Genomic DNA, 18,621 nt, shown 5'->3' on the forward strand with positions numbered 1-18,621 from the left:
GGGTGCCTTGGCGTATGAACAGAACGTGAGCCACGAAAAGCCGTACCGCCGCGTTGCAAGGCACTTGACCACGGGATTCGCTGCCGTTCTGGTCTTTCTGGCACTGATCGTGCCGGACCAGATCTTCCGTCTGCCGCCCGGAAATTCGGTCTTCACCGCCCTGTTGCGCGTCCCGGTCGAGGCATTGGTGGCCGGAGCGATCCTGCTCCTGCTCCCGCAACGGGGGCGCCTCGGCCGGGCCCGGCGGCCGCTCGCCGCCGGATTGGGTGTGCTGCTCGGCCTGCTCACCGTTGTGAAGCTCATCGACATCGGGTTCTTCGCGGTGCTGGCCCGCCGGTTCGACCCGGTCCTCGACTGGATCCTGGTCGACGACGGCTTCAACTTCCTGACCGACTCGATCGGCAAGGCCGCCGCGATCGGGGCGGCCGTCGGCGCCGTCGTGCTCGCCGCGGGCCTGATCGCCGGGATGACCTGGGCGGTCATGCGGCTCAGCGGTGTGATGACCGCCCACCGCGTGGGGGCCTGGCGGGGCCTCGGCGCGGTGGGTGTCGCCTGGGTCGCGCTCACCGCGATCGGTTTCCAGCTGATCGGCGGCATCCCGGTCGCGTCGTACACCGCGGCCGAGCTGGCCGCGCACACCGCGCTGGCGCTGCCGAACGACCTGAAGGACCGCAAGCGGTTCGCCGAAGAGGTCCAGATCGACGCGTTCCGCGACCGACCGGCTGACCAGCTGCTCACCGCGCTGCGGGACAAGGACGTGGTGGTCTCGTTCGTGGAGAGCTACGGCCGGGACGCGCTGGAGAACCCGCAGTTCAACGGCGCGGTGCAGGCCAGCCTCGCGGCGAACAGCGACAAGCTCGCGAAAGCCGGCTTCACGTCGCGCAGCGGATTCCTCACGTCATCGACCGCGGGCGGCGGCAGCTGGCTCGCGCACGCCACGTTCCTCTCCGGGCTGTGGATCGACAACGAGCAGCGGTACCGCAGCCTTGTCTCCACCGACCGGCTCACCCTGACCAGGGCGTTCGCCAACTCCGGGCATCGCGCGGTCGGCGTCGAGCCGGGCATCACGTTCGCCTGGCCGGAGGGCCAGTTCTACGGGTACGACCACATCTACGACTCGCACACCCTGGGATACAACGGCCCCGTGTTCAGCTGGTCCACGATGCCCGACCAGTTCGTGATGTCCGCCTTCCAGAAGCTGGAGTACGCGAAGAAGGACCGTGACAAGCTCCTCGCCGAGATCACGCTGACCTCCAGCCACACCCCGTGGTCGCCGGTACCGAGCATGGTCGGCTGGGACGAGGTCGGCGACGGCAGCGTGTACGGCCCGATGGTCACCGGCGTCGAGTCACCGCAGAGCCTGTGGAAGGACAGCGACCGGGTCAAGACCGAGTACGCGAAATCGATCGCGTACTCCCTCGACAGCGTCCTCGGCCACACCGCCGAGTACGGCAAGGACGACCTGGTGATGGTCTTCCTCGGCGACCACCAGCCGGCGCCGGTCGTGGTCGGGCAGAACGCCACCCACGACGTGCCGATCACGATCGTCGCGAAGGACCCGAAGGTCTTCGACCGGATCACGTCGTGGGGCTGGACCGACGGGCTCCAGCCGGCTCCGGACGCGCCGGTCTGGCGGATGGACACCTTCCGGGACCGATTCCTGACGGCGTTCGGCCCGGACGGCGACCCGCATTGATCAGTTAATCCGCGATCTCGATGACCTGGTCGCTCGGCAGCCGCGGCGTTGTGGGCGGCGCCGAGTGCGCCGGGTCCAGGTTGCCGAGGCGCACCGCGAGCAGTGGGTACCCCAGTCCGCCGAGCATCTGGCGCAGCGCGGCCCGGCTCGACGCGATCTCCACCGGCCCGCTGAGCGGGAGCAGGTTCACCGCCTGCTCGGCGGCGGCCAGCCACAGCCGGCTCAGTGCCTCACCGCCACGCAGCCAGTCGGCCTGGTCGTCGCCCGTACCGTAGAGAACCGCGTACGTCGCGCCCTGATCGTGCCCCTCGCCTGCCGCAAGCGTTCCGCGGGTCTGGAAGTCGCGTTCCGCGACGGTGGTGAGCGGCAGCTCCTCGGGCAGCGCCGATGCCGGGATGCCGGAGCCGTCCGGGCGGTCGCCGCCGACCCAGATCGCCGTCTCGGCGCGCAGCCGCTCGTCGGTGTCCTGCGCCTTCTGCGCCTGGTCCACCGCGGCGGCCAGCTCCAGCACCTGGTCCCGGCCGAGCACGTGCAGCCGGGAGCCGGCCTGCTCGGCGGCCTTCGCCAGGAATGCCAGCACGTCCTCCGGCACGGCGTCCTCGGTCACCGTGCGCCGATCGGTACGCCGGACCCGCAACATTTGGAGGTGGCGGGTCGCCTCCGGCTGGATCGGCTCCCGGACGGTCGGCCGGATCACCGCGAGCGGACCCTCCTCGGGCCGGCTGATCTCGTACCGCCAGCCCTCGGCGTCCAGCGCCACCTGGGCGTGGTGCAGGGCCGTGCCGCAGCTGAGCAGCAGCATCCGCCCTTCCGGATCCTGCTCGGTGAGCTGCCGCTCGGCGACGCCGAAAAGCCTCAGCTCGCCGCCCCGCACCACCCAGCGCCACGGCTGCGTGTTGTGGATCGAGGGAGCGAACCGTGCGGCGTCCGCAGCCTGCACCAGGGCCTTCTTGACTTCTTCCGCATTGCTCATGACACCAGTGTCCCGCCGATGGGAGGCTCCGCGCACGGCCGAAAGGCCCTAGTCTTCCGAGGTGCTCTCACATGATCTAGGCGATGGCGCCGAGCTGCGCCCGCTCGAACCCTGGCAGGCCGAGGAGTTCCTAGCGCACATGGACCGGGCCCGCGAGCTCGTCGACCCGTGGATTCCCTGGGCGAGCGTCAGCACCGACCTGGCGAGCGCGACCGCGACCCTGCGGCGTTATGCCGACAAGCAGGCCGCCGACACCGGCCGTCTCTTCGGCATCTGGCTGGACGGCGTGCTGGTCGGCGGCACGATGTTCGTGGCCTTCGACGCGAACTCCGGCAACTGCGAGATCGGCTGCTGGCTGGAGCCGGCCGGGACCGGGCGCGGCCTGATCACCACGGCGGTCCAGGTGCTCATCGACTGGGCGCTGCACACCCGCGGCATGCACCGGGTCGAGTGGCACTGCGACCCGAAGAACGTGGCCAGCTCGAACGTCGCTCGCCGGCTCGGCATGACGCTGGAAGGGACGCTCCGGTCCGCGTACCCATGGAATGGCTCTCGCCGCGACACCGAGATCTGGGCGATCTTAAGGTCGTAGGACCCCGGTGTCGATGAGCGCCCGCTGCGCTGACGCGTCACTCAGATAATCGACGAAGAGCTCGGCGGCGGGCGATTCGTCGAGGGCGGCGACGGTCAGCCGCCCACTGCCGAACGTCGCCTTTTCGCTGCTCACACCGCGCAGCGCCGCCGCGTCATCGGTCGCGACCACATCCGGCGGCTCGCCGCCGGCTATCTGCCGGGTCAGGCTTTCATTGCTTGTGTACGCCATAACGACGAACGCCCGCGGGTTTCGAGCCTGGAAACCGTCCCGGATCAGGTCGAACGCCTCACTGAGCGTGTCGGACGCCAGCACCGTGATCTCCCCGGTGGCCTCCGGCGCGAGACTGGTGGCCGGCACCCCGCCGATCCCCTCGTCGCCCTCGCTCTCGACCGCCGGCGACGCACAGCCGCCGAGCGCCAGCACGGCCATCAGCAGAATCTTCACCGTCATGGGCTCTCCGACGCATCCGCTCCGGATTCGGTGCCGTGTCCGGCTTCTCGTACGGCTTCTCTTACGGCAAAACGTGGCAAATCACCCGACGTCCAGGGCGTTGCGTACGTCACTGTGACGCCGCATGCTGGTGTGCGTGCCAGAACGCATCGCCGAAGTCACCGCCCTGCTCGCCGAGGTGCTGGCACCGCGCGCCCCACTCACCGTGATCGTCGACGGGGGTGATCCCGGTGCCGCGGCATCCTTCGCCTCGTGTCTCGCCGCCGCGTTCCCGTCCTCGTCCCGGGCCTGGAGCATCGACGCCGTGCTCGGCGTGACCGGCCCCGGCGGCGGCCTGTCCGACTCGGCGCTCAACGTCCTCGAGCCGGCCACCGACCGCATCCTGGTCTTCCTGCGCGGCGGCCCGCGCCACCGCTTCGCCGAGGGTGACGGCGAGCGCCGCGCCCAGGTGGTGATCGACCACCGCGACCCGGAGTGGCCGGTGATCCGGCAGATCCACCCCGACCTGGCCGACCCCGACCGGTGGTACCTCTCGGAGAGCCGCGCCTTCTTCGCCGCCAAGGCCACCGGCTGGGACACCAAGTTCGGCGACGACATGCCCCGCTATGCCGAGGCGGTCCGCCTGGCCGGCGTCCGCCCCGGCGACGTGGTCCTCGACGTGGGCTGCGGCACCGGCCGAGCCCTACCCGCCCTGGCAGCCGCAGCGGGCCGGGTGATCGGCCTCGACTTCACCCCGGACATGCTGGACGCCGCCCGTAAGGCCGGCCGCGACCAGTGCGCCGACCTGGTACTCGCCGACGCCCGCAGGCTCCCCGTCGCCGATGCCGCAGCGGACGTGATCTTCGCGGCCGGCCTGGTCCACCACCTGCCCGACCCGGTGGCCGGCCTGACCGAGCTGGCCCGAGCCACCCGCCCCGGCGGCACCCTGGCCATCTTCCACCCCACAGGCCGAGCCCAGCTCGCAGCCCGGCACGGCCGGACGTTACGCCCAGGCGAGCCGATGAGCGAAGACCGCCTCGGCCCTCTGCTGGCCGAGTCAGGCTGGCAGCTGAACTCCTACGAAGACGTCCCCGACCGCTTCCTGGCCCTAGCAACCCGCCACTGACCCGCCGGCCGGCCCGCCCACCACCGAGTGTGTCGATTTCGGGTGCGGTTCGAACCTCAAGTCGACACGCGCCGCCGGTTTCCGTTGTGTGTGTCGACTTGGGGTGCGGATCGCACCCGAAATCGACACGCATTCGGTGGGGGCCGCGCGGTCGTGGGCTCCGCGCCGCTCTGGCTCGGCGGCCTTCGAGATCTTGAGTGATTCTCTACTGCGGGCTGGTGAAAATCGCTCAAGATTCGGAAGCAGCTCGCTCTCACAGCTGTCGCGCGGCCGTCGAGGCAGCCGTCAGAGCCAGCTGGTGCCGTTCAGCTGGCTGTCAGCGCTATCGCACGGGCGCGTTGGGGACACTTGAGCGCCAACCGGACCGGCTAGTGCTCGGCGACGGCTGGGCCGCATGCGGCGGCCAACCTCGCGTGACGGGCGGTTTGTCAACGAAAATGGGGATTTCACCGGCCGGAAACATGGGCGGCGGCGTGTGCGCCGACACTGCTGGGACTGTCGCCGAAGTAGGTGTGGCGTGCAAGGCTGCATAGGGTTGTGACGGGAGAGCGGGGAATCAGCCATGGGAATGGTCAAGGTCGTGGGGCTGGTTCTGCATCCGCGACGGGACTGCGGTTCGGCGGTCGACGCGATCGTGAACTGGGCGGCCGAGCGGGGTGTCACCGTGCTCGGGTTGCCGGACGAGATCACCAGGATCGCGTGCAGTGCTGTCGCGGTGCCCGTCGAGGAGATGGTGGAACGCGCCGGGCTGCTGGTCAGCCTGGGTGGCGACGGCACCATGCTGCGGACGATGCGCCTGGTGGAGGGGCGGAAGACGCCGGTGCTCGGCGTCAACGTCGGCCGGCTCGGGTTCCTCGCCGAGGTGGACCTGCCCGACCTGGGTGAGGCGCTGTCGTCGATCGACGAGCATCGGTACAGGGTGGAGTCGCGCACCGCCGTGCGGACCATTCTGCCGGACGGGCGTGAGGTGACCGCCTTCAACGACATCGCTCTGGTCCGGGTGCCCGGGCACGGGCTGGCCGCGGTGGGGATCCGGGTCGAGGACCACGGTTTCGTCAACTACGCGGCCGACGCCGTGATCGTCGCCACGCCGACCGGTTCGACCGCGTACAGCTTCTCGGCCGGCGGGCCGATCGTCTCGCCGAACGTCGAGGCACTGATCGTCAGCGCGGCCGCCGCGCACTCCTCGTTCAACCGTTCGCTGGTGCTGGACACCTCGGAGAAGGTCAGCCTGGACGTGCTGCCGACCAGCGGCCGGCTCGCCATCGAGGTCGACGGCATCATCGAGGGGTACGCCGAACCCGGCGCCCGCCTGGAGATCCAGCCGCTGCCGGCCGCCGCCCAGGTGATCCGTTTCGGACGCACCTCGTTCTACGAGCGGGCCCGCCGCAAGCTGCGGGTCGAGGGCAGCGCCCAGGTCGGCTCGGCCGAGCCCGGCGACGCCGTGGTCGTCGACAGCTTCGAACAGCAGCGCTACGAAGTGATGCTCGGCGGCGAGGTCGCCGGAGTGCTGCACTACCGCCGCCACGCCGACCGGGTGGAGCTGCTGCACACCGAGGTCGACCAGGCGTTCTCCGGCCGTGGCCTGGCCGGGCGTCTCGCCTCGGCGGCGTTCGCCGACGCTCGCTCGCGCTCCGCGGCGGTCGTCGCCACCTGCCCGTTCGTGATGTCCTATCTCGAACGCCATCCCGAAAACGCCGACATCGTGACCCAGAGCTGAGGTATTGACTATGGGCCAGCCCGCGATTCTCACCGTCGACGACGACCCCTCGGTCTCCCGGGCCATCGCCCGCGACCTGCGCCGCCGGTACGGCGACAAGTACCGGATCATCCGGGCCTCGTCCGCCTCCGAAGCTCTCGATGTGTTGCGGGAGCTGAAACTGCGCGGCGGCCGGGTCGCGGTGATGCTCGCCGATTACCGGATGCCGCAGATGAACGGCATCGATTTCCTGGAGCAGGCGATGGACCTGTTCCCGCACGCGCGGCGGGCGCTGCTCACCGCGTACGCGGACACCGACGCCGCGATCCAGGCCATCAACGTGGTCGACGTCGACCACTACCTGCTCAAGCCGTGGGACCCGCCGGAGGAGAAGCTCTACCCGGTGCTGGACGCGCTGCTCGACGCGTGGCAGGCGACCGGCGACACCGAGCTGCCGGACATCCGGGTGGTCGGCCACCGGTGGAGTGAGCCGTCGTTCCAGATCCGTGACTTCCTGGCGCGCAACCTGGTTCCGTACCGATACTTCGGCGCCGACGAGCCGGAAGGCCGCCGCCTGCTGGAGGCGGCGAACGCCGGGCCGGAGTCGGTCCCGCTCGTGGTGACCGCCGAGGGCCGTGCGCTGAGCCGGCCGACAGTGCAGCAGGTGGCCGAGGTGGCCGGCCTCTCCACCAGCCCGGGTCGCGACTTCTACGACCTGATCATCGTGGGTGGCGGGCCGGCCGGGCTCGGCGCGGCTGTCTACGGCGGCTCGGAGGGCCTCAAGACCCTGCTGGTCGAACGGCAGGCGGTCGGCGGGCAGGCCGGGCAGAGCTCCCGGATCGAGAACTACCTCGGATTCCCGGACGGGATCTCCGGCGCCCAGCTCACCGAGCGGGCCCGGCGTCAGTCCGACAAGTTCGCGGCCGAGACGCTGAACACCCGCGAGGTGGTCGGTCTGCGTGCCGACGGCTCGGCGCGGACGCTGACCCTCGCCGACGGCCGGGAGATCTCCTCGCACGCGATCCTGCTCGCCACCGGTGTCTCGTACCGTCCGCTGATCGCCGACGGCGTGGCCGACCTGACCGGGTCCGGTGTCTTCTACGGCTCGGCGTCGACCGAGGGGCCGGCCTGCTCCGGCACCGACGTCTACATCGTCGGCGGGGCCAACTCCGCCGGTCAGGCCGCGCTCTTCTTCTCGAAGTACGCGCGGAAGGTCACCCTGCTGGTCCGCGGCGACTCCCTCGAGTCGTCGATGTCGTACTACCTGATCCAGCAGCTCGCCCAGATCGAGAACATCGAGGTGCGTACCCGCTGCGAGGTGATCGGGGCGCAGGGCGACGGGCACCTTCAGGCGATCACCATCTGTGACAGCAAGGACGGGACGAAAGCCACCGTCGAGTGCGGTTACCTCTTCGTGTTCATCGGGGCGGAGCCGCGTACCGATTGGCTCGGCGACACCCTGGTGCGTGACGGGAAGGGCTTCATCCGTACCGGTCCGGATCTTGTCGGAAACGGTGAGCGGCCGCGGGGATGGGATCGCGACCGGGATCCGTTCTATCTGGAGAGCAGTGTCCCCGGCATCTTCGCCGCTGGCGACGTCCGGGCCAACTCGATCAAACGAGTGGCCTCGGCGGTCGGCGAGGGAGCGATGGCCGTCGCGCTGGTCCACCGCTATCTGGAGGCGCAGTAACCCATGACCATCGAGACTGAAGAGATCCGGCTCGAACCGTGTGAGCCCGGTGCGCTCACCCCGGACGAACTGCGCACCCTTTTCCTCTTCGAGAAGCTGACCGACGAGCAGCTGCGCTGGCTCGCCGACCACGGCTGCACGATGCGGGTGCCCGGCGGTGGCCTGGTGGTGCGTGAGGGTGACCCGGCCGAGTCCTTCTTCGTGCTGCTCACCGGGACGATCGCGCTCACCCGGCGCGTCGGCGCTGATGACGTCGAGACGACCCGGACCGAGCAGCGGGGCGTCTACATGGGCGCCACCCAGGCCTATCTGCGCGACGACGGCGTGCCCCGCAAATATCAGGCGTCGATGCGGGCGCTCTCCGACTCCGAGTTCTTCACGGTCTCCGCCGCGGACTTCGGCCGGCTCATGCGCGAGTGGTTCCCGATGGCGATCCACCTGCTCGAAGGCCTCGCGCTCGGCATCGCCAGCTCGCAGGCGGCGATCGGGGAACGGCAGCGGCTCGCCGCGCTCGGCGCCCTCTCGGCCGGCCTGATGCACGAGCTGAACAACCCGGCCGCCGCGGCTGCCCGGGCCACCGGCGCGCTGCGTCAGCGGGTCGCCGCGATGCGGATGAAACTCGGCAAGCTCGCCGCCGGCAAGGTCGCCCCGGACCGCCTCACCGCGCTGCTCGAACTCCAGGAGGAGGTCATCGAGCGGGCCGCGAAAGCCCCGGTGCTGACCGCCATGCAGACCGCCGACCTGGAGGACGAGCTCGGCGACTGGATGGAGGAGCACAACATCACCGGCGGCTGGGACGTCGCCCCGGTCTTCGCCCAGGGCGGCATCGACACCGAGTGCCTCTCCCAGATCGAGGCCCGGCTCGCCTCGGCGGAGTTGCTGGACCAGGCGATCCACTGGATCGGGTACGCCTTGGAGACCGAGCAGCTGATGACCGACATCGAGGACGCCACCGGACGGGTGTCGTCGCTGGTGTCGGCCGCAAAGCAGTACTCGCACCTGGACCGGGCCGCCCACCAGTGGATCGACGTGCACGGCGGGCTGGACAGCACCCTGGTGATGCTCGGCCACAAGATCGGTGAAGGCGTCCGGGTGGTCAAGGACTACGACCGGACGCTGCCGCAGGTCCCGGCCCACCCGGCGGAGCTGAACCAGGTGTGGACCAACCTGATCGACAACGCGGTGCACGCGATGAAGGGTCAAGGGACGCTCACCATCCGGACGTACCGGGAGGACGACACGGTCGTGGTGTCGGTCGCCGACGACGGGCCGGGGATGCCGGCCGAGGTACGCAAGCGGGTCTTCGAGCCGTTCTTCACCACGAAGCCGGTGGGCGAGGGGACCGGCCTGGGGCTGGACATCTCGTACCGGATCGTGGTGAACGGCCATGGCGGGGACATTCAGGTTTCGTCTGAACCGGGGAACACCCGTTTCCTGGTGCGGCTCCCGATCACGGAGCCCGCATCCGTCTAAAGCAGTCCCCGCACGTAAGCGGCCTGGCCGGCATGCTGGGCGTCGTCGTCGATGATGCTGACGAGGCGTACGCCCAGCGTGACCGGCGGGTCCCAGTTGTCGTCGACGACGCGGCCGAGGTCCGTGACTCCGCGCAGGTATTCCAGCGTCCGGGCGTGCACGGCCGCGTAGTAATCGATCAGAACCTGGGCGTTCTCCGGGGCCACCGCCGCGACCTGCTGCGGTGAGTGGCCGTAACCGCTGTCCGACGGGTCGGCCTTGAGGCCGAAACGCGGGGCCCAGTCGCCGGTGAGATAGACCTGGTCCTGTTCCAGCAGTTCGGCGATGTGCGAGTCCTGCACCCGGGTCAGGTGCCAGACCAGCCAGCCGATCGTGTTCGCACCGGGTTTCGGGGCCCACCGGAGTTGCTCGGGTGTGAGGTCGTGGACGGCGGTCTCGACCAGCTCGGGCAGCCGGCCGTGCGCCTCGATCAGGATGTCCCTGGCGTCCATGTCACTCACCCTCGGTCGTCGTCTCGGTCCCGGTGTCCGTCTGCTCCTCCGGCGCGGCGGTCGGCTCGGCCTCCGGAGCTGCGGTCTCTTCCGTCGCGGGCGCCTCGGTTGCGGGCGCTTCGGTGGTCTCCTCGTCCGTGGGCTGGGTGGCCTCGCCGGTCGGCGCAGTCGTCGCCTCTTCTGGAGCCTGCTCCTGCTCCTTGGTCTCTTCCTTCTTGTCCTGCGCCGTGTCGCCCTTGTTGCCGGACAGCTGGAACACGGACGGGTTGCTGCCGCTCCCGCCGCCGGTGGCCTGCCCCGCCGACTGTCCGGCGACCAGCTCGACCGCGGTCAGCGTGCCCAGGCCCAGGACGAAGAGCGCGCCGGCCACCACGCCCACCCGCTTCCAGCGGATCTGCCGCGGCGGCTCCGGCTGGGAGGGCGGCTCGGGCGCTGCCGCGACCTCGGGCGTACCGACCGCGGCCGGGGCGGTGACGAAGGCGGACTGCAGCTTCTTCGTCCCATGATCCAGATAGCGGTGGTAGACCTCGGTGCCGACCGAGCTGATCAGGCTCGCCACCGCGGCACCGATGATCGTGCCGGCAACACCGAGGTACGAGCCGACCACCGCCGCCGAGACAGCGGCCAGAGTGCCGGCGAGTGTCTTCGGGACATCGATGTTCGGCAAGATCCGAGGTTGAGCCTGGTCGGACATTTCCCTCCTTCGGGAAGTGCGGGTATCAGCGCCAGCTTCTAGCCTTTACCACCCGCCCCAGGGCTAAACCGGGCTCAACGCCTGCCGGTCAACTCCCGGCGGTCGCTCAGGGTCTTCCGGAGGGACGGAAACACGACGCCGTCCTCCTGCTCCATCTTGCGACGCGCCAGGCGACGGGTCCGCAGGATGCCGATCACCCCGATCGCCGCGACGGCGAACTGCACCGACATCGCGACCCGGAAATCAGCGATGTGATAGTCGGCACTCCCACCCGTACGTGCGTCGAGGATCAGTCCGATCAGCAAGATCGTGAGCAGTGAGGCGACGAAACCGCCCACGTTCACGACGCCGGTAGCCGTACCCAATCTGCTCGGGGGGTTGAAGGTCCTCGCGTAGTCGAAGCCGATCATCGAGCCGGGGCCGCCGAGGCCGAGCGCGACGACCAGCAGCACGAGCAGCGCCATCGGCGCCTGGCCGGGCCAGGCGATGACCAGAGCCCAGGCGCCCATGTTCGCGGCGACGATGCCGAGCACCAGCCAGGAACGCCGCAGCGGGTGCCGCTGGGTCAGCATGCCGAGCACCGGCCCGGACGCCATGCCGGTCAGCACGAAGACGATCAGCAGCGAGCTCGCCGCGCCCCGGCTCAGCCCCTCACCGGCGATCAGGAACGGGACACCCCACATCAGCGCGAAGACCGTCCCGGTGAACTGGGTGGTGAAGTGCGTCCACAGACCCAGCCTGGTCCCGGGATGCCGCCACGCGCCGCTCAGATCGGAGCCGAGCCGCCGCCAGGTGATCGCGCCGCCGCTGTTCACCCGGCGCTCCGGCGTGTCGTGCAGTGCCGCGAACGCCACCAGCGCGACGAAGACCCCGGCGCCTGCGGCACCGGCGAAAGCGGTGGTCCAGCCAGGACCGGCCAGCAGAGCAGCCAGGGGTACGGCGGACAGCAGCTGACCGATCTGTCCCACGATGCCGGTGACCTGGGTGAGCACCGGCACCCGTTTCGCCGGGAACCAGTGCGGCACCAGCCGCAGCACGCTGATGAACGTCATGGCATCGCCGGCGCCGACCAGGACCCGCGCCACGACCGCACCGGTCACATCGTCGGTGAACGCCATGAGCGTCTGCCCGGCCGCCATGAGCAACGCGCCGGACAGCACCAGCCGCAGTGATCCGAATCGGTCGAGCAGCATCCCGACCGGGATCTGCAGGCCGGCGTAGACGAGCAGCTGAAGCACCGCGAAGCTGGCCAGCGTGCTCGCGCCGATGTCGAAGCGGTGCTGAGCGTCGAGCCCGGCCACACCGAGCGAGGTCCGGTGCAGAACGGCGATGACGTATGCGGCGAGTCCGGCGGACCACACCGCCCAGGCCCGGGTTTCGGGACGCAGGGGCATGGTTCGCCTTCCGGTAAGGGGGCAGGAGCCCCCCAAGCCTTTCTCGCCGCACCCTCGCCGACAACGTGCGTTTGTTCACTCAGGCATGCAGGAGGTGTTTGTCGAGCCAGGTGAGGACCTCGCGGAGGTATTCGGCGCGGGAGGAGCGGTGCAGCAGCTCGTGGCCTTCGCCGGGGAAGAGCAGGTAGCGGTGCTCGACCCCACGGGAGGCCAGGGCCTTCACCACCTGCTCGGCCTCGATCACCGGGACGTTGCTGTCGTTCTCGCCGTGCACCACCAGCAGCGGCGCCGTGAGCTGGTCGATCCGCTTGATCGGTGACAGGTCGGCGAGCAGCTCGGCGTCCAGCACCGGGTCCCCGTATTTGCTGACCGCCGCCGCGGCGATCCACGGCTCCGTGTGCTGATAAAACGTGGAAAAGTTGGACATGCCGCATACGTCGACGCCTACCGCGAACAGGTCAGGGAACGTCGTCAGCGCCGCCAGCGTCAGGTAGCCACCGTACGACCGCCCCATGCACCCCACGGCCCCGGCGATCCCGGCATCCCGGAGGTACGAGACGCACGTCCGGACGTCCTCGATCGCCGCGTACCGCCGCGCCCCGTTGTCGGCGTCGACGAAGCTGCGCCCGAATCCCGACGACCCCCGGACGTTTGCCGCGAACACCGCGATGCCCCGGTTCACCAGCGACTGGAACAGCGGACCGTGCCCCGGCCGTTCCTGCGCCTCCGGCCCGCCGTGCAGCCACAACACGGTCGGATGCGGTCCCGGCGTCGACGGCTGGAAAAGCCACCCGGTCAGCGTCAAACCGTCGTGAGCAGGGAAAACCTCCAGCGTCGGCCGGACCGCTTCGGGCGAGGCCGGCTCGGCCGACACCGCGCGGACCTCACCGGCGGAACGCACCCAGACACCGTGCGGCTGCCCCGGCCCCTCCGCCGTGAACGCCAGCGCCGCCCCGTCGAAACTCCACGCGAGCTCACCGACCACCAGACCCGGCAGCGGCGACACCGGCACCGGGACGCGATCTCCGTCGTGGTCCAGGCCGATCAGCGCGACCTCCGACTCCCCGCCGCGCACGTTCCACAAGACCGCAGCGGTACGCCCATCGGCGGTGATCGTGAAGTCCTCGACCTCGCCGGAGACCGGGAACGAACCGCCGGCACCACCGGTCAGCACCTCGACGGCATCCCCGGCGACCCGGATCAGAACGGGCACTTCACCGTCCTGGCTGAGCGCGTAGACATTGCCGCCACCCGGGCTGAACACGGCCCGTTCGCCACGCGTGACCGGCTTCTCGGAACCGGTCGACAGGTCCCGCAGGACGATCTCACGACTGCCCCGCGGCCCGTACCGAAGAAGTGCGAAGTGTCCGGCCGGGTCCACATCGAGGAGCGAGAGAAGGTCGCCGTGCGCGACCACCGTCCTGGTTCCTGCGACCACGTCGAGCAGGACGGCGGTGGTCAGGTTCTCGGTGAGAGCGAGCACCGGGCGGCCGGGCAGCCACCGCATGTTCTCCGCGGTGTCCGCGCCGAAGCCGGCGACCTGGTGCAGGTCGGAGCCGTCCGGGCGGACCAGCCAGACCTCGTGCCGGGGCGCGCCGCCGGGGGTGATCTCGCAGGCCAGCCAGCCGCCACCGGAGGACCACCGCACCGCGGTGACCGGTTCGCCTCCGGTGTCGACGCGGAAGGTCAGCTCGCTGCCGACCGGCTGCACCCAGACGGCCGGGACGCCACCGCGGTCGGAGACGTACGCCAGGTGCCGGCCGTCGGGAGACAGCGCCGGCGACCAGTTGCCGGCGACCTCCGATTCGGTCTTCGGGCCGGATGGGCGGCTCCAGCCCACCGGCAGCACCGTGACGTCGTTACGGCTGAGCTGACCTTCCATCCAGACCTCCTGCAGTCTCTAAATGCCCTTGTCCTGCAACCACATCTCCAGCAGCGCGAGCTGCCACAACTGGTTCGCTCCGAGCGTCGTCCGCGGCGTGTTCGGATCGGCGAGAAGTGCTTCCACGTACTCGGTCCGGAACAGCCCCCGTTGCCGGGCGGCCGTCGCGTGCAGCGCGTCGCGCACCTTTTCCAGCATCGGGCCTTCGAGATGCCGGATGCCGGGAACCGGGAAGTATCCCTTCGGCCGATCGATGACCTCGTCGGGGACCAGGCCACGCGCCGCGTCCTTGAGTACCCCCTTGCCGCCCTGCGCCAGTTTGATCTCCGGCGGGCACGCCGCCGCGAACTCCACCAACTCGTGATCCAGGAACGGTACGCGTGCTTCCAGGCCCCACGCCATAGTCATGTTGTCCACCCGTTTGACCGGGTCGTCGACGAGCATCACCTGCGAGTCGAGGCGTAGTGCGGCATCGACCGCGGTGGTCGCCCCGGGTCGTCCGAAACTCGCCGCCACGAACTCCAGCGACGGATCGTTCTCGGTCAGCCACTCGGGATTGAGCTGTCGAGCGAGCGCGCCGTGCGGGCGGTCGAAGAACTCCTTCGCATATGCCTCGACGGCCTTGTCGCGATCGACGCCGGCGAGGGGCGGGTACCAGCTGTATCCGGCGAGGATCTCGTCCGCGCCCTGCCCAGATTGCACGACCTTGACCTGCTTCGCCACATCTTCGCTGAGAAGGTTGAAAGCGATGCAGTCGTGACTCACCATCGGCTCGCTCATCGCCGCGACGGTCCGCTCGACCGCCGGCAGGAAGCGTTCCTGTCCGATTCTGATCTGGTGGTGCGTGGTGCCGAACTTCCGCGCGATCAGGTCCGAGTACTCGAACTCGTCGCCGCTCTCGCCGCCGCCCGCGTCGAACCCGATGCTGAACGTGGTCAGCCCGGTCTGCCCCTGCTCGGCGAGCAGGGCCACGATGAAACTCGAGTCCAGGCCACCGGAGAGCAGCACGCCGACCGGCACGTCGGCGACCATCCGCCGTTCCACCGCGAGCCGGAGCCTTTCCCGCAGCTCACCGGCCCAGTCCGCCGGCGCCACCTGCAACCGGCTGTGGTTCGCCTCCCAGTACACCCGCTCGGTGGACGTACCGTCCTTCTGGATCACCCGTACGGTGGCCGGCGGCAGTTTCCGGATCCCGGTCAGCACCGTGCGCGGCGCCGGTACGACCGAGTGGAACGTCATGTAGTGGTGCAGCGCCACCTTGTCGATGGTGGTGTCCACACCGCCCGCCGCCAGCAGCGCCGGCAGCGTCGAGGCGAACCGCAGCCGCCCCGGCGTCTCGGCGAGGTACATCGGCTTGATGCCGAGACGGTCCCGGGCGAGCGTGACCGTCCCGCTCGCGTGCTCGGCGATCGCGAACGCGAACATGCCGAGGAAACGCGTGACACAGTCGGCGCCCCAGCGGTGGTACGCCTTCAGGATCACCTCGGTGTCCGACGTCGAGAAGAACGTGTAGCCGTACCCCTGAAGCTCTTCTCGAAGCTCTTGATAGTTGTAGACGCAGCCGTTGAAGACCACGGTGAGGCCGAGCTGCTCGTCGGTCATCGGCTGACGACCGTTGTCGGACAGGTCGATGATCCTCAGCCGCCGGTGCCCGAAGGCCAGGCGGCCGTCATCCCAGAGCCCTTCGCCGTCCGGTCCTCGGCTCTGCAAGCAGGGCATCATCCGGCGGACCGCTTCGGTGTCGGCGGGCCGGTCGCCGTAACAGATCTCGCCGGCTATCCCGCACATGTACGACCTCCTATGGTGGGTTTATCCGAGCAACCAGGTGTCCTTGGAGCCGCCGCCCCGCGATGAATTGACGATCATGCTGCCGGCCGGGGCGACCCTGGTCAGCGCCGCCGGGGCCACCGTCGAGTGCTTGCCGGTGAAGACGAACGCGCGCAGGTCCACGTGCCGCGGCGCGAGCCGGTGACCGTCGAAGACCGGGTGGGTGGAGAGGTGCACCAGCTCCTGGGCCACCCAGCGGTGCGGTGCCGTCTGGATCTGCCGGCGCAGCGCGTCCAGCTCGTCGGCGCTGGCGTGCGGGCCGATCACGATCCGGTCGCCGCCGTAACCGTCGACCGGCTTGCAGACCAGCTCGTCAAGGCGGGACAGCACCTCGACCCGCTGGTCCGGGATGCCGCACAGGTACGTCGGCACGTCGGCCAGGATCGGCTTCTCACCCAGGTAGTACTCGATCATCTTGGGCACGTACGCGTACACGGCCTTGTCGTCGGCGATCCCGTTGCCGAGAGCGTTCGCCAGCACGACGGTGTCCGCGTGCAGCGCGGACACCAGGCTCGGTCCCAGCGGCATCCCGTCCGCACCCGGCGAGTGCACCAGGCTGTCCTCGCCCATCCGCAGGTAGATCACGTCGACCGGGTGACGGTGACCGTCACGCAGCCGCCAGACCCGGCCCTCGTCGACGAATATCTCGGTGCTGCGGCAGACCGGGACACCCATCGCCTCGGCGAGCATCTTGTGCTCGAACCAGGCCGAGTCGTCCGGGCCCTGGCTCAGCACCACGATCGCGGGCTCGTCCTGCGCGGCCGGGCCGGCCGCCTCCATCAGCACCCGTTTGAGCAGCTTGGGGGTGTCCTCGACCGAGAGCAGGTTCGCCGGTCGCGGCAGCTCCGGCAGAACACTCCAGGTCAGGCGCCGGTTCTGCATGGCGTACGCGATACCGGACGGCACCCGCAGGTTGTCCTCCAGCACACACCACTCGTTCGTGACCGAGTCCAGGACGAGGTCGACGCCGGCCACCTGGCACCGCACCGCCCGCCGCCGGATCAGGGCGCCGCTGGCCCGCAGCTCCGGCGAACCGTTCACCACCCACTCCGGGACGGCGCCGTCCCGCACGATCTGGCGTTCGCCGTACACGTCGTTGAGGAACGCGTCGAGCGCCTGCACCCGCTGGGTGAGGCCGGTACGCAGGTGACCCCAGTCGGCCGACGGGACGATCCGCGGCACCAGGTCGAACGGGAACAGCCGGGTCGCCGCCTCGCCGGCCACGCTGAACGTGATCCCGCGGGCCCGCTGCTCGTCGTCCCGCTTGTCCTCGCGCTGCCGCAGGCCGGTCGCGCCGAGCGCGGTCAGCACCGGCAGGATGCCCGCGTATCCCTGGGCCACCCGGCCGTCCGGGAACGCCTCGTCGCCGCTCTCGCCGTACGTTTCGAGGCGGTCCGGCGCCGGAGTGCCGGCCGGGCCGGTTCCGACCACGCCGCCACGGGTGTCCGCGACGAGCAGGTCCACCACGTCGGCGAGCCGGCCACGCCGGGCCAGCGCGCGACGCTGCCGGGCCGCCGAACTGCCCCGGCTCAGCGTCCGCAGCGACAGGTCGAAGACCTGCTCCCAGTCACCGAGCTCCTCCAGCTGCGGGCGCAGCTCACCGATCAGCCGCTCGACCGCCACCGCGGCCGGCACCGGAACGGGGGAGCGCGGCAGATCCAGCAGGTCGCCCTCCAGCCCGGACCGGGCCGCCCGCCACATCGCCGCCCGGTGCAGCGGCGGCCGGGCCGACGGCATCGGCTCACCGGCCCGGTGGTCCTGCAGCGCCCGCAGCACCAGACCCCGGAACAGGCCGGCGATCAGCACGACCGTCTCGGTGTCCGGGCTCGCGTCGGTCACCCGCAGCTCCACGGTCGGCACGTGCGCCGACGGCCGGACGTCGAAATAGACCATCTTCGGGTCGCTGATCGTCCCGGAGGCGATCAGGTCGCTGACCAGCTCCTCGTGCTCGGCCGCCGAGCTCAGCGGCCCGCTGTCACCGGCCGTCGGCCAGCGCATCCAGACCAGGGAGCGGACGCTGGCGTACCCGGAGTCCTCACCCATCCAGTACGGCGAGCTGGCCGAGAGCGCGAGCAGCACCGGCAGCACCGGCGACACCCGCTGGGTCACCGCGACCGCCTCGTCCCGGTCGGCCACCCCGACGTGCACCTGGGTGCCGCAGATCAGCTGCTCGCGGACGAGCATCTGATATTCGTGCAGCATCCGGTGATATCGGCTGGTCGGCGTCACCGGCAGCCGGTCCAGGTCCACCAGCGGGACCGTGCCGGCCGCGACCAGACCCAGGCCCAGCGACTCGGCCACCGCTATCGCCGACCGGCGGCGCTCGGTGATGCCGTCCCGCAGGCCGTCCAGGGTGTCGCTCACCGGCGTGTTCGTCTCCACCACCGAGCGGTGCAGCTCAGCGGAGAAGTGCGCGGCGTCCAGCCGGTCCAAGATCTCAGGGGCCTGGGGTACGAGTTCGCGCGTACCCAGATCGACGACGTGGAGCTCTTCCTCCACCCCGAGCGTCAGGTCGGTCTTTCGTCCTTCTGGCATGGCGTCCATTGGACTCGCTGCCTGAAGAGAATCCGTCATCGACCGCCTCCGAATGAGTTCCGGCAAAGGGTTCGTATCCGCCGGAGCTTTCCCATTTGATGTAGCGAATCTGTGACG

General features: G+C 70.0%; 14 protein-coding genes. 6 read left to right on the forward strand and 8 right to left on the reverse strand.

Going from position 1 to position 18,621, the window contains the following annotated elements:
• Nucleotides 1–64 precede the first annotated feature (64 nt).
• A complete protein-coding gene (locus B0I29_RS13540; protein WP_221402031.1) occupies nucleotides 65–1,696 on the forward strand; it encodes an alkaline phosphatase family protein in 1,632 nt (543 codons plus the stop codon).
• 4 nt (nucleotides 1,697–1,700) lie between these two features.
• Here B0I29_RS13540 and B0I29_RS13545 read toward each other — a convergent pair whose 3' ends face one another.
• A complete protein-coding gene (locus B0I29_RS13545) occupies nucleotides 1,701–2,669 on the reverse strand; it encodes an Acg family FMN-binding oxidoreductase (RefSeq protein ID WP_111649304.1) in 969 nt (322 codons plus the stop codon).
• A 61-nt stretch (nucleotides 2,670–2,730) separates the two neighbouring features.
• On the opposite strand from B0I29_RS13545, the gene B0I29_RS13550 reads away from it, so the two are divergent.
• Nucleotides 2,731–3,261 (forward strand): GNAT family N-acetyltransferase, encoded by a 531-nt coding sequence (locus B0I29_RS13550; RefSeq protein WP_111649305.1) that lies wholly within the window; start codon nucleotides 2,731–2,733, stop codon nucleotides 3,259–3,261.
• On the opposite strand, the gene B0I29_RS13555 is transcribed toward B0I29_RS13550, so the two are convergent.
• Nucleotides 3,250–3,714, reverse strand: a complete 465-nt coding sequence (locus B0I29_RS13555) for a substrate-binding domain-containing protein (RefSeq protein WP_111649306.1) — start codon at nucleotides 3,712–3,714, stop codon at nucleotides 3,250–3,252. The two genes, B0I29_RS13550 and B0I29_RS13555, sit on opposite strands and share 12 nt — an antisense overlap.
• Before the next feature lie 136 nt (nucleotides 3,715–3,850).
• On the opposite strand from B0I29_RS13555, the gene B0I29_RS45720 reads away from it, so the two are divergent.
• The 4 genes from B0I29_RS45720 to B0I29_RS13575 all read left to right on the forward strand — a co-directional run bounded on the left by B0I29_RS45720 (nucleotide 3,851) and on the right by B0I29_RS13575 (nucleotide 9,681).
• Nucleotides 3,851–4,819 (forward strand): class I SAM-dependent methyltransferase, encoded by a 969-nt coding sequence (locus B0I29_RS45720; RefSeq protein ID WP_181557795.1) that lies wholly within the window; start codon nucleotides 3,851–3,853, stop codon nucleotides 4,817–4,819.
• A 562-nt stretch (nucleotides 4,820–5,381) separates the two neighbouring features.
• Nucleotides 5,382–6,539, forward strand: coding sequence for an NAD(+)/NADH kinase (locus tag B0I29_RS13565; RefSeq protein ID WP_111649307.1), 1,158 nt, complete (start codon nucleotides 5,382–5,384; stop codon nucleotides 6,537–6,539).
• Between the two features lie 10 nt (nucleotides 6,540–6,549).
• A complete protein-coding gene (locus tag B0I29_RS13570; protein WP_111649308.1) occupies nucleotides 6,550–8,208 on the forward strand; it encodes an NAD(P)/FAD-dependent oxidoreductase in 1,659 nt (552 codons plus the stop codon).
• A 3-nt stretch (nucleotides 8,209–8,211) separates the two neighbouring features.
• The gene (locus B0I29_RS13575; protein WP_111649309.1) at nucleotides 8,212–9,681 is read left to right on the forward strand and encodes an ATP-binding protein; all 1,470 of its coding nucleotides are present in this window, start codon (nucleotides 8,212–8,214) and stop codon (nucleotides 9,679–9,681) included.
• On the opposite strand, the gene B0I29_RS13580 is transcribed toward B0I29_RS13575, so the two are convergent.
• The 6 genes from B0I29_RS13580 to B0I29_RS13605 form a co-directional block, all read right to left on the reverse strand.
• On the reverse strand, nucleotides 9,678–10,172 hold the full coding sequence (locus B0I29_RS13580) for a mycothiol transferase (RefSeq protein ID WP_111649310.1): 495 nt from the start codon (nucleotides 10,170–10,172) through the stop codon (nucleotides 9,678–9,680). The genes B0I29_RS13575 and B0I29_RS13580 overlap by 4 nt on opposite strands.
• A 1-nt stretch (nucleotide 10,173) precedes the next feature.
• Nucleotides 10,174–10,839 carry a hypothetical protein gene (locus B0I29_RS13585; protein ID WP_146616785.1) on the reverse strand — a complete coding sequence of 222 codons (666 nt, stop codon included), beginning with the start codon at nucleotides 10,837–10,839 and terminating at the stop codon, nucleotides 10,174–10,176.
• Nucleotides 10,840–10,940: 101 nt separating this feature from the next.
• Nucleotides 10,941–12,260 (reverse strand): MFS transporter, encoded by a 1,320-nt coding sequence (locus tag B0I29_RS13590; protein WP_111649312.1) that lies wholly within the window; start codon nucleotides 12,258–12,260, stop codon nucleotides 10,941–10,943.
• Between the two features lie 79 nt (nucleotides 12,261–12,339).
• Entirely contained in the window at nucleotides 12,340–14,142 is a 1,803-nt protein-coding gene (locus B0I29_RS13595; RefSeq protein WP_111649313.1) for a S9 family peptidase, read from the reverse strand.
• Nucleotides 14,143–14,160: 18 nt separating this feature from the next.
• Complete coding sequence (locus B0I29_RS13600; RefSeq protein WP_111649314.1) at nucleotides 14,161–15,930, reverse strand: N-acetylglutaminylglutamine amidotransferase; 1,770 nt, start codon at nucleotides 15,928–15,930, stop codon at nucleotides 14,161–14,163.
• A 21-nt stretch (nucleotides 15,931–15,951) separates the two neighbouring features.
• The gene (locus B0I29_RS13605; RefSeq protein WP_111649618.1) at nucleotides 15,952–18,504 is read right to left on the reverse strand and encodes a carboxylate--amine ligase/circularly permuted type 2 ATP-grasp protein; all 2,553 of its coding nucleotides are present in this window, start codon (nucleotides 18,502–18,504) and stop codon (nucleotides 15,952–15,954) included.
• Between the last annotated feature and the right edge of the window lie 117 nt (nucleotides 18,505–18,621).

The sequence above is a fragment of the Actinoplanes lutulentus genome (genome assembly GCF_003259845.1).
GTDB classification, from domain to species: Bacteria; Actinomycetota; Actinomycetes; order Mycobacteriales; family Micromonosporaceae; genus Actinoplanes; species Actinoplanes lutulentus.